This is a genomic window from Bifidobacterium sp. ESL0704, assembly GCF_029392075.1.
Taxonomy (GTDB): domain Bacteria; phylum Actinomycetota; class Actinomycetes; order Actinomycetales; family Bifidobacteriaceae; genus Bifidobacterium.
Genome location: NZ_CP113929.1, coordinates 1,671,093 through 1,683,310 on the forward strand (window position 1 = coordinate 1,671,093; position 12,218 = coordinate 1,683,310).

The 12,218-nt window shown below is 59.7% G+C and carries 6 protein-coding genes; 2 read left to right on the plus strand and 4 right to left on the minus strand.

The features are described from left to right. Positions 1-64: 64 nt before the first annotated feature. Positions 65-1,420 (minus strand): alpha/beta fold hydrolase, encoded by a 1,356-nt coding sequence (locus OZX64_RS06025; protein ID WP_277174998.1) that lies wholly within the window; start codon positions 1,418-1,420, stop codon positions 65-67. A gap of 341 nt (positions 1,421-1,761) precedes the next feature. On the opposite strand from OZX64_RS06025, the gene OZX64_RS06030 reads away from it, so the two are divergent. Together OZX64_RS06030 and OZX64_RS06035 are read left to right on the plus strand one after the other, a co-directional pair. Next, complete coding sequence (locus OZX64_RS06030; protein ID WP_277172044.1) at positions 1,762-4,560, plus strand: histidine kinase; 2,799 nt, start codon at positions 1,762-1,764, stop codon at positions 4,558-4,560. A 278-nt stretch (positions 4,561-4,838) separates the two neighbouring features. Beyond that, positions 4,839-5,693: a response regulator transcription factor gene (locus OZX64_RS06035; protein ID WP_277172046.1), complete on the plus strand. Its 855-nt coding sequence runs from the start codon at positions 4,839-4,841 to the stop codon at positions 5,691-5,693. Positions 5,694-5,967: 274 nt separating this feature from the next. On the opposite strand, the gene OZX64_RS06040 is transcribed toward OZX64_RS06035, so the two are convergent. The 3 genes from OZX64_RS06040 to OZX64_RS06050 form a co-directional block, all read right to left on the minus strand. Continuing rightward, positions 5,968-8,610 (minus strand): ABC transporter permease, encoded by a 2,643-nt coding sequence (locus OZX64_RS06040; RefSeq protein ID WP_277172048.1) that lies wholly within the window; start codon positions 8,608-8,610, stop codon positions 5,968-5,970. A gap of 197 nt (positions 8,611-8,807) precedes the next feature. Beyond that, complete coding sequence (locus OZX64_RS06045) at positions 8,808-9,635, minus strand: ABC transporter ATP-binding protein (protein ID WP_277174999.1); 828 nt, start codon at positions 9,633-9,635, stop codon at positions 8,808-8,810. A gap of 770 nt (positions 9,636-10,405) precedes the next feature. Further along, entirely contained in the window at positions 10,406-11,728 is a 1,323-nt protein-coding gene (locus tag OZX64_RS06050; RefSeq protein WP_277157119.1) for an O-acetylhomoserine aminocarboxypropyltransferase/cysteine synthase family protein, read from the minus strand. Positions 11,729-12,218 lie beyond the last annotated feature (490 nt).

Genomic DNA, 12,218 nt, shown 5'->3' on the forward strand with positions numbered 1-12,218 from the left:
TACCCTTACTTCCCTGTAGGCGGTTAAAGCATATATACGACACTACATGTCACGGAACCCAAATTCAGAACAGCCCCTGCAAATCCCCTCGGTCGAGGGCCTCGTGGTAAAGATGGTCGAACACCGCTCCGCCATGGTGGATGCCGTCGTGCTGATACTCATTGGTAACCCAGGCGTGCGAGTTGCCCACGCGCGAAAGCGTGTCGAGCTGCATGCCGGAATCGACGTACATGTCATCGAAATAGACCGCGGCCTGAAGCGGGACCTCGTTACGACCCAGCTGGGTGGCGTCGTAGACCTTGCCGAAACGGGTATCGCCCATCAGCTCCTCGACCGCGGGCTTGAACGGACGCAACGCACGCTCCTGGTCGTACATCCACGGGAACATCGCCTCGCCGGTAAACAACAGCGGCCGACGATCGACATCGAACTCAGGATGCTCGTCACGCACCTGCTGAGCCGCCCATCCGATTGGCTCCTCGAGTTCGCCATCAGCATAGATGAACTCCTGCAACGGCCAATACAGAGGTGTGGAGGACGTCGCTTCCATCACGGATTCAAGGAACTGGTCAGACAGCGGGGAATGGCTGTTGGCCGTCCCGTCTCCGGCGGCGAACGCAATGTCCACCAACCAGTGCAGGCGCTCCGGGCTGGGCTGCATACCGAAATCGCTGCCCAGGGTCTGCAGGCGCTCGACGGTCAACGGATCGCCATTGGGCAAAGCGACGGCGTCTTCCCCTTTGTGCGCGGTAAGCCTGTCGGCGATCAGCGCCACCCGATCGACATCCTGCGGGTAGCGACGATAATAAAGGTGGGTCTTTTGCGCCATTCTCGGGAACGTATGTTCGTAGACTTCACGGGCGTTGGCGGGTACGTGCGGGATGCCGCCCATCGTAAAGCTCGCGTTTACGCCTTCGGGATACAAGGAAAGATAGGCCAAGGTCAGGAACCCGCCATAGCTTTGCCCGAGCGTCACCCATTTTCTTGACCCGAATTCCGTACGGCGCAGATGTTCGAAATCGCGCACGATGGAACCGGCCAGGAAAGCCTTGAGATATTCCGCCTGGCTCCGGGCGCCCTCGATCCGGCTGATCACATTGGAATCGACGCAGGAGGAACGGCCGGTACCCCGCTGGTCGGGCAGGATGACGCGGAAATGCTTGATCGCCTCGGCAATCCAACCGTCGCTGGAAGGATTGAGCGGACGCGGCCCAGCGCCTCCGGGACCGCCCTGAAGGAAAATCAGCAGCGGCAAATCGTCGTGGACATGCTCGGGCGCGGTGACCACGCGGTAGAACAGACTCAACGGCTTCCCGACGAACCCCTTGCCCGGATCGCTTTTACGCCAATCGAGCGGTACTTGTATGGAATGGTCCTCTACGGCGAGTCCCGGTACATAATACTTGGCCAGCAATGTCATGTTCGTCTCCTCAACTGCGGCAATCGCCGAATTCATTGTCCAACAGTTTATGGCGTCTACCGGCCAAATGACCATCATCCGATATGGTCACGAAGACTCCGGCAACGCTCACGCATCCCGACGGCTTACGGGGCTGTGCTTCTGCCCTCAGCCGATGAGCCGCACTTTCTTTCCGACCTCGGCGTAGAAAACCTCGCATCAACCCACGACCACAATGGAATACACCAGCTACACAGCGTCACGGCGATTGCGACAACGACACCACATCGCTGCGGGTTTCGCCACCGTCATCATCCCTGCGCACGATATCCACAATGCCGCACTCGCGATACGCTTGAGGCATGGCGACATTACGACGATTCGGGGCATGGCTCGCACGCAACCAGATGGCGGGCGACGCTTTGCTGGCGCTCGTCGCGTTGTTTTTCGCGCTTGTCAGCACCACCACCGATGAAGGCGGGCTGTGGGTCAGCTATAGCGAGGGCTGGCAGTTCGTATGGTCGTGCGCGCTGATCGTGCCGATCGTATTCCGCCGCCGTTACCCACAGGGCGCCGCCCTGGCATTCGCGGGTCTCGCCGTCCTGCAGCTGCTCACCGGGCCCGGCTACGTCTTCGGCGACATTCTCGCCGTGGTGATGCTGTATTCGGTCATCGTCTACGGCGACCCGTCGCACAGCAAGGCCTTCATCGTTCTGGCGTTCGTCATCGGCGGCGCGGCGGCTCCGATCATCGCTTGGGGCATGGAGATCGGCCCGGTATACAACCCGCACCAAGCGGGCGACACCGCAAGCTACACCTATTATGTCTGTCAAAGCGTCTACACATCCGGATTCAACCCCACCTGCAGCAAAAACCTCGCCGGCACCGTGCTGTTCATGCTCGTCGGCATTCTCACCACGCTCACCGCAGCCTGTTTCATGGGTTACTGGTCACGCACCAGACTCGACAACGCGAGACTTCTGCGCGAACGCAACATCGCGTTGGCCGCCCGCGGGCAGGAGGACCTCGACATCGCGCGCACCGCCGAGCGCGCCCGCATCGCCCGAGACATGCACGACGTGGTGGCCCACACGCTCTCCACCATCATCGTCCAGTCCGACGGCGGCCGCTACGCCGGGGCCCACGACCCCGCCAAGGCACGGACGATCATGGAAACGATCAGACGCGAATCGCACAAGGCGCAACGCGATATGTCAAATCTGCTCAGCACCTTCGGCGGCACCGACCGTACCGGCTATGACGACGTCGCCGCATTGATCGCCCAGGCGGACGTCACCGCGCATACCACCGGCGGATCGGTGAAACGAATCATCCAGGGCGAGCCCAGACCCAGACTACTGAACGATAAGGCGCAATCCGCCATCTACCATGCCGTGCTGGAGGCGCTGACCAACGCCCGCAAATACGCCGGCAAAGGCGTAGAGGTCACGGTGACGGAAAACTGGAACGATACGACCCTGCAACTTGCCGTACAAGACAACGGCAACGGGGCGGCAGCGGCGATGGACGGACATCGGCCGGGCATCGGGCTGACCGGGATGCGGGAACGCGTCGAAGCCGCAGACGGACAGATGCAGGCCGGGCCGAGGATCGGAGGCGGATTCACGGTCGAAGCGCTAATCCCGTTGAACGTCGATGGCAACGTTAACCACAACGTGGACGGCAACGTTAACCACAACGTGGACGGCAACGTTAACCACAACGTGGACGGCAACGTTAACCACAACGTGGACGGCAACGTTAACCACAACGACGATACCCTTACGCACGCATTCCCCAACGGCGTTTCCACCGGCGAGAACGACAACAGCGAACACCATCACGACCTCGCCAGCACCGAACGTACCACTGCGGACCGTGTCGCTGCCTCAACGCCCGCAACCACCGAAACAACTGCCTCTTCTGCGAGTATCGCCGATACAAAAGCGATGACCAACCCACCGGACAACAGTCCGGCGTCGCTTCGCAGCCCTTCGTCAGATGTCCAGCGCCCCGAGCGCTTTCGGGATGATTCCGGCACTGAGACACGGATCGCAAGCATATTCGGGCGCATTTCTCGGCTTGTACACCGCCACTATCCTGTTGGGCATTCACGTAACGAGAGCGAGGCCGGCACCACCGAACACACAGGACTCAACTGGGTGGAACGAATCTCGCGCTTCTTCGCCCGGCATTATCTGTTGGCCGACATCATCTTTGCCGCGGTCTTGCTCTTGATCCTCAACCCTTCGCGTTTCATCACATTCCGGTACGGAGGGGTGGGCGGTGCCTACACCATGTTCTTCGGCACCTCGCAACAGGCGTCGACACCCCAGCTGCAGATGGCCGATTTCATCATCAGCCTCGCGGTGTTCGCCGCGTTGGCATTGCGACGCCGGTTCCCCCAGTGCGCCGCAGCGGTTATGGTCGCCACGGCGATCATAGCGCTGACCTTCTGCGAGGACATACCATCCGCCGTGTTCTACGCACCGATATCGCTCTATTCGGTGTGCCTGTACGGCAAGGGGCATTCCCGCCGCTGGGCAAGCATAGCCGCAGTGGCGGGATCGGTGATGTTCGGTATCCGCTTCAGCGGTTCGTTCGTCGGCTATCCGACGCTGGTCGATTGGGTAATGAACCATCAGCGTTATGCGGTCTACGGCAACCGGGGCAGCTACCCCCACGAGATTGCCATGTTCGTCATCGTCGCGCTGGCCGCATGTGCCATGGCCATCACCGCGGCGCTGTGGACGCGCGCAAGCGGAACGAACATGATGGTGCTCGAGGCCCGGCACCAGGCGTTGGAAGCGGAATCAAAACGCAAACAGATCGCGGCGGCCAACCACGAACGCGAGCGCATCGGGGCGCAGATCCGTGGCGAGGTCAGCGAAACGTTGGCCGTGGTCATCGACAAGGCCGACACGGGCATCGCCATGCTCGACCGGGACGCGGCGGCAGACATCACTACCTCCTCGGAGGCCATCATCGAGGCGTTCCGTTCCATCGGCGAGCAGGGACGCGAGTCGCTGGCCCACATGCGCTCGTTGCTGCGCGTGCTGCGCGAAACCGGCGGCAGCGACGACAACCCGACGGTCTCCCAACCGTTGCTGCATCCGGTGGCCGGCATGGAAAACGCCAGGCACGGCGAAACGGCCAACTAAGCAATCGGCCTGCACACAGACCATGCCCCACCCTTACGCCTTTACGTCAAAAACATGCATTATAGAACTGCTAAAACGCATGTTTCCAACGTTAGCGTCAAAAACATGCATCCAAGGCAACCGAACTTGCACTTTTGCGACGCTGCCGTCAGAAAGACGCACATACCGTGTCATAATCTGCACTTTTTCCACGGCAGCGTCGCAAAAGCGCAGATTGGCCGCAAAGCGACGGCAGCCGATAGCGATCTTTGCCGCCGCGTCTTGCTAACCTTGCAAGTATGAGTGAAACAGCGCCTATCCAAGTCCTTATCGCCGACGATCAGGAGCTGGTGAGGGCGGGTTTCGCCATGGTCATCGATTCACAGGACGATATGCAGGTGGTCGGGCAGGCTTCCAACGGCGCCGAAGCGGTGTCGCTGAGCCTTGATCTCCAGCCGGATGTGGTGCTGATGGATGTGCGCATGCCCGGCACCGACGGCATCGAGGCAACCAGGCTCATCATCGATGCGGAACGCGAGGCAGGCAACGACGTCCCCAAAACGCACGTCATCATCTTGACGACCTTCGATCTCGACGAATACGTGATGAGCGCCATCGACGCCGGAGCCTCAGGGTTTCTGTTGAAAGACACCGAACCGGAGACACTGCTTTCCTCGATCCGAACGGTTTATCAAGGCAACGCCATCATCGCCCCGACAGCCACCAAACGGCTTATCGAGAAGATGGTCGACGGCGAGTTGGGAGCAACGCGCGCGGCGGCAAAAGGTCCGAAAATTATCGGCAATGCTCAACACGGCAATGGCGATACCGGCAATACCGGCTCTCTCGGCGGTACGACCGGCAATAATCGCGTCAACGGCCGCAACACCGGCAATGTGAACACTCAGGTTTCCGGACAGAACAGCGATTTCGAGCCATCTGCCTACCACGACCCTGCGGTGGACACGCTGACCGACCGTGAGCGCGAAGTGCTGGTCGAGATCGCGCACGGCCTGTCCAATCAGGAGATCGCCGACAAGCTGTGCATCAGCCTGCCGACCGTCAAGACCCACGTCGCCCATATTCTGCAGAAGACCTACTCGCGCGACCGGGTGCAAGCGGTCGTCTTCGCCTATGACAACAAGCTGGTCTAGGCACGTCCTTTCTCTATCACCAGTGACGACTCCCCTCTCTCGTTCTTCTTCAGACGCGCAAATATATATCCCGGCAAACCAATACGTCATAGGTGCGATGACGCCTCAAACTCAACGCATCAACGAAATCGTGAATGTCGGCGTTGTTCATCAGTTTCATCCGACACATTAATTAGTTTGCCACATAAAAGGTCCGGCCGCTTCTCAGAATCGAGAAACCAACCGGACCTTTTATTCAGCTACCGTTTCACTGGATGGTGGGACTTCTGCCAAGCTATGCTTCGGCGAGCGCCTCGACCGGCGGGGTCTTCACCGCACGTCTGGCCGGCAAGATGCTCGAAGCCAACGCAGCCAGGGCGGCGATCAGCAGCACGATGCCGTTGAACTTCCAATCGAAGAGGTAGGCCGTCTTGCCGTAGAGGCTGAAGACCATGTAGGAACCGAGCCAGCCGAAGGCGGTGCCGAGGATGACGCCGACCACGCCGGAGACCAGCGCGATCAGGAGCGCCTCACAGGCCAAGGAGCGCCGCAACTGGCCGCGGGTCATGCCGATGGCGCGCAGAGTGGCCGATTCGCGGGTGCGCTCGATCACCGACAGGCTCAGCGTGTTGGCCACGCCGATCAGTGCGATGAGCACGGCGACGGCGAGCAGGGCGACCAGCACCCTCATGATGGTGTCGATCTGCGTGTCCCAGGTGACGCGCTCGGAAATCGGGCCGGAGATGTTGACGCCATCGGTGGATCCCAACGCGTCCTGCACCGCCGCGAACGTATCCGCAACGCTTGACGCGTTCATGTCGAATTTCGTCAAAAGCATGTGTCCGTCGCTTTTGACGTTGCTGCCGGTAAACGTCGACTGGTCGACGAAAACGACCATGGAATACATGCTGGTGATACTGCGGAAATCAACTTGCTTGACCTTCATCGCAGGCAAATCGACATGGTTCTTGGAACCATCCTTGCCGACGTTGTCGAAGGTAACGGAGTTGTTGGCAAAGTTGAGCTTCTTGCCGGTCTGGGCGTTGTAAAGCGGAGCAAGGACGGTGCCCGGGGCGATGGTGCCGGAAGAGATATCCGTACGCAGCACCTTCTGCAGGGCCTGCTTGTCGTTGACCGCGACCAGCAATACGCTGAAATCGTGATCAGCGCCCTCGTTCTTGATGTTCGCCGTGGCGGTGGGCGCGTAGAACGTGTCCGAAATGCCCTTGATCTTGGCGACCTTGTCGGCGGTGTGCTGGCTCAGTCCATTGCCTTCCGCCGCCATGTCGACGCTGTAGTGGGCGTCGAGCGTGGAATCCATGGTCTGTTTGCCGCAGGCCGCGCCGGTGGCGATGGTCGAAACCAAGGTGACGCCGATCAGCAGGGCGACGCCGGTGGCGGCGACGCGACGCGGGTTCTTCTGGATATTGCCGTCGGCTATCTTGGCGGACGGGCCGACGTGGGCGACCAGCGCACCGATGCCGCGCATCAGCACCGGCAGCCAGAACGTGGCGGTGACGGCCAGACCGATGAAGAGCAGAGCACAGCCGCCCATGGCGGAGAGCAACGCAAATTCATACTCGGTATCGTTGCCGTTGCGGGCTGTGTGGGTCAATACCTCAGGAATTTTGCTGGCACCGAGCGCGCAACAGACGACACCGACAACGATCATCAAGGTACCGAGCACGCCGCGCACCCTTCCGGCCTTGCGGGTATCGGTGACCTCGATCGGGCGCAGCGCCTCAAGCGGGGTCACGGCCGTGGCGGAGCGCGCGGAGCCGATGGAGGCGAGCACCGTCATGATAATGCCGAAGGCGAGCGGCACTACGATGACCGGCCATGAGATGATGAGTTTCATCGTGGCACCCATATCTCCCAGCGCCACGCCGAACTTGCTCATCGCGCCCATCAATCCGATGGCCACGACCACGCCGAGCGCTGAGGCAATCAGGCCCAAAGTGCCGGCCTCAAAAAGCACGGAACGGTAAAGCTGCCCCTTCTTTGCGCCGATGGTGCGCAGCAGGGCAAGCGTGCGGCGACGCTGGGCGATCAGCACCTGGAAGGTGTTGGCGATGACCAAGGCGGCCACGAACATGGCAAGGATGCCGAAGACCAGAAGGAAGATCTTCACCGGCGAGCTTCCGTTGGAACTCAGCTGCTTCAGCTCCTCGTCGCCCAGATGCTGACGGGTATCGACGGCGAACTTCTTGCCGAGGACCTGCTTGGCTTGCGGAATGGCCGTCGAAGCCTTGGACGAATCCACATTGAACAGCAGACCATTGGAGGGAACGTCATTGAAGGAATCGACATGGTAGAGATCCGTCAGCACCTGTGGAGAGACCAGCGTCACTCCACCATACGTGGTGTAGCTGCCGCTCTCGTCTCTGGTAAGGCCCACCAAGGTCGCCTTGGCGCTAGGCGCATTGCTGGCGGAAGTGGAAAGGGTGAGCTTGATGGTGTCGCCCGTTTTCAGATGCAGCTTGTCGGCCATCTTCTCGGGTATGGCGGCCTCACGGTCTTTTGTCGGGCTGTGGCCGTTGACCACCTTGACCGGCTGGAGCTTGTCATCACTGGAACCCAGAGCGTACATAGTGGTGGTCGCCGTATTGCCCTTTTTGATATGTCCGTCGCCGTAGACCAACGGCTGCACGGATTTGACGCCATCGACCTTATCGACCTCGTCCCTTTTGAAGGTCTTGACGGTGAGCGGCGCGTCATCGCTGTAGGTGCTGCTGTCGCCGCCGTTCGTGTCTTTGAGCATCGCCACGTAGTCGGCCTGCATGAAACGCGAGGTCAGCTGCGTGCGCAGCGAGTCGTCCATCGCGTTGCCGAACAGGAAGGTCGCGGCGATGAAGGCGGTGCCGATCAGGATGGCGATGCCGGCGGGAATGAGCATCTTCCCGTTCTTTTTCATAAGTTTAAGTGTTACTGAGAACATCTTTGGTTCCTTTTGCTTTCGTTCTACAAGTTCGTTTGCCGGTATTTTTAGAAGAGGACGTTCGCTGCGTTTCGATTGTGGTTTAATCGTTGCTTGAATATGTTGCGGCCATGATTACCGCCATTTGACGAGGACGTCATGATATCGAAACGAATCCAAAAGACCATACAAAACTCAACGACGCCAACTCTCCGGATTCACCTGGCGACTTGCGCGTGCTTCGGCTTGCCATCCATCAACTGGCTCATCGTGGGAGCCGCACCCTGCCGGGCGGCGCGTTCGCTTTCCTCCATCAGCAACTCGCTCATGTGCTCGGCGGTCGGGTGCTCAACGTCGGCGACGATGCGACCGTCGGCAAAGACGATGGCGCGGTCGGCATAGGAGGCGGCCACCGCGTCATGGGTGACCATGACCACGGTCTGCCCGAACTCGCGCACGCTGCGCTTGAGGAAGCTCAGGACCTCGGCGCTGGAAACAGAATCGAGGTTGCCGGTCGGTTCGTCGGCGAAGACCACCTGCGGCTTGGAGATCAGCGCACGGGCGATTGCGACACGCTGCTGCTGACCGCCGGAAAGCTCGTTCGGACGGTGCTTAAGACGTTGTGTCAAACCGAGGGTTTCGACCAACGTGTCGAACCATTTCCTGTCGACCTTGTCACCGGCCAGCGTCAGGGGCATCACGATGTTCTGCTCAGCGGTGAACATCGGCAACAGGTTGAAGCTTTGGAAGATGAAGCCGATCTCGTTGCGACGCAGCATGGTGAGCTGGTTGTCGTTCATCTTGGTGATGTCTTGGCCGCCTAAGATGACGCGACCGCTGGTCACCGAATCAAGGCCTGCGAGCGTGTGCATCATCGTCGATTTGCCGGAACCGGAGGGGCCCATGATGGCGGTGAACTTGCCCTTTTCGAAACCGACGTTGACATTGCGCAACGCGTGCACCACGTTCTCGCCCTTGCCGTAGTCCTTGACCAGGTCGATGGCTTCGACCGCGAATTCCTTGCGCTGCTGGGGCTGAGCCTGCATCTGCTGCACCGACTGCCGCGGCTGTGTTTGGGATTGCGCCGCAGACGGCAGCGGAGACTGCACAGGTACCTGCTGGAATTGCTGCTGCGGCTGTGACTGCGCCTGCTGCTGATACCGCGGAGGATAAGACTGCGAGCCCTGCTGTGGGAACTGCTGAGGCTGGAAAGATGTTGACTGTTGCGGATGCTGCACGGTTTGCGGCGCAATGAAAGAGGGCGCCGCAGCGCCGTTATTGGCGTCGGCTCCGAGATTGCCCGCGTTCGTGTTCACGTTGCCATTGCCGCCCGCGTTCGAGTTGATAATTCCGCGAAAATCGTTGCCGGCATTGCCGCCGTAGAAGTTGTTGGGGTTCATGTGGACTCCTTTGTTGAGGTCACTGCTTGTCTGATACCTCAGATTCTAAAAGAATCCGCCCGCATCCCCCATCGTGCGCAGGAATGAATTTTTCATAGCCCCGCGCAATACCAGAAAATCCATACCTCATCCTTGAGAATGATTTCCCCCCCTCCGAATTGGCCAAACCCACATTCGTGCCGGAAAACCGCACATAACCGGCAAGCAAAGTCCGTTCACCAGCAATAACATACGAAACGACGAACATAGTGCTGGAAAACCGCACATAACAGACCCGCAGATGCCGTTTACCAGCAGCGAGGTAGTTTGCAGAAAGTAATCCACCAGACTGCAAAAACAAACCCGCCTACCGGGCACAAATCGAAAACTATTCGGAATGTGGGCGGCAGACGGGCCTTGTTGATACGTACGCGAAATTATTTGGCCAAGCCGGAGGCACGAACCGCCTCGAAGCCACCCCTCAGATCGTCGAGGATGTCATCGATGTATTCGGTGCCGATCGACAGGCGAATGGTGCCTGGGTGGATGCCTTGGCTCTCCAGCTCCTCGCGCGTCTCCTGGGCGTGGGTGGTGGAGGCCGGATGGACCACAAGGCTCTTGACGTCGGCGACATTGGCCAGCAGGCTGAACAGATGCAGATTGTTGATGAACACGCGTGCCGCGTCCTTGCCGCCTTTGATGTCGAAGGTGAAGATCGAGCCGGCTCCGTTCGGGAAGTACTTCTCGTAGAGCTCATGGTCGATGCGGCCGGGGATCGAAGGATGCGAGACAGATTCGACCTCGGGGACGGTGCGCAGGTATTCGACCACTTTGAGCGCGTTCTGAACGTGACGCTCGACGCGCAGCGACAGCGTCTCGGTGCCCTGCAGCAACAGCCACGCGGCGAACGGGCTGATGCAGGCGCCGGTGTCGCGCAGGAAGATGGCGCGGGCGCGGGTGACGAAGGCCGTGGAGCCCAGCGCCTCGTAGAAGTTCATGCCGTGATAGGAGGGGTCCGGCTCGGTAAGTGTCGGGAATTTGCCCGGCACCTCGGCCCAGTTGAAGTGGCCGCCCTCGACGATCAGGCCGCCCAAGGTCGTGCCATGTCCGCCGATGAACTTGGTAGCCGATTCCACCACGATGTCCGCGCCATGCTCGAGTGGGCGGAAGAGATACGGGGTGGCGAAGGTGTTGTCGACGAAGACGGGAAGGTGATGGGCATGCGCGATCTTGGAGATGGCCTCGAAATCAGGCAGGTCGGCGTTTGGGTTGCCGAAGGTCTCGAAGTAGACGAGCTTCGTGTTGTCCTGAATTGCGTCTTCGAAGTTCTGCGGGTCGGCCGGGTCGACGAAGGTGGTGGTGATGCCGTCGCGCGGCAGGGTGTGGCGCATCAGGTTGAAGGTGCCGCCGTAGATGTGCGAGGAGGAGACGATGTGATCGCCGGTCTGCGTGATGTTGCGCAGCGCCGCTTCGACCGCAGCCGCCCCGCTGGCCAGTGCAAGCGCCGCAGTGCCGCCTTCGAGCGCGGCCATGCGACGTTCGAAGACATCCTCGGTCGAATTGGTCAGGCGCCCATAGATATTGCCCGGATCCTCAAGCGCGAAGCGCGCCTCGGCATGGTCGAAATCATGGAAAACGTAGCTGGTGGTGGCGTAGATCGGCACCGCGCGCGCATCGGTGGCGGGGTCGGCCTCCTCCTGGCCTACATGCAGCTGCAGTGTCTCGAAATGATACTTCTTCGGTGCGGTCTCGTCGCTCATAACGGCTCCTTTGATATACGCGAATGCACAATATGGTTATCCCAAGTTTGAGCGTAAACCGGCAGAACACGCACGGCAAGCGCGACGCTATCCCGGTAATCTATAACGCCTTGAAACTCTTAGGAATTCCGCCATTTTCATGCGATAAATAAACCAAAACCGACTACTGCCAATCGTGGATGGCCATGCCCTACCCCACCCCGCACCTGCCGCAGACACCATCGATGCCAAATTCTCAGTTTGGCAATCATCTTGGTAGCACCAAGACCCTCATTTTTCGCAGAATTGATACCAAATCCTCCGGATTCGGGTATCTTGGTGCACCAAGACCACCTATTTTTCATGAAATCGATAGCAATTTACCGATTTCGGGCGACTTGGCGGCACCAAGATACCTCGATTCAGGAAAATTGAGCCATCATCGCGCAAAACCTAACAACGAAAGCACACGGCGAATGACACAAAGCCAGGATTCCCTTATTCTTGCCCG

Coding starts and splice junctions, on each gene's coding strand:
- OZX64_RS06025 (WP_277174998.1), bottom strand. CDS start 1,420: ATGACATTGCTGGCCAAGTATTATGTACCGGGACTCGCCGTAGAGGAC.
- OZX64_RS06030 (WP_277172044.1), top strand. CDS start 1,762: ATGGCGACATTACGACGATTCGGGGCATGGCTCGCACGCAACCAGATG.
- OZX64_RS06035 (WP_277172046.1), top strand. CDS start 4,839: ATGAGTGAAACAGCGCCTATCCAAGTCCTTATCGCCGACGATCAGGAG.
- OZX64_RS06040 (WP_277172048.1), bottom strand. CDS start 8,610: ATGTTCTCAGTAACACTTAAACTTATGAAAAAGAACGGGAAGATGCTC.
- OZX64_RS06045 (WP_277174999.1), bottom strand. CDS start 9,635: ATGCAGGCTCAGCCCCAGCAGCGCAAGGAATTCGCGGTCGAAGCCATC.
- OZX64_RS06050 (WP_277157119.1), bottom strand. CDS start 11,728: ATGAGCGACGAGACCGCACCGAAGAAGTATCATTTCGAGACACTGCAG.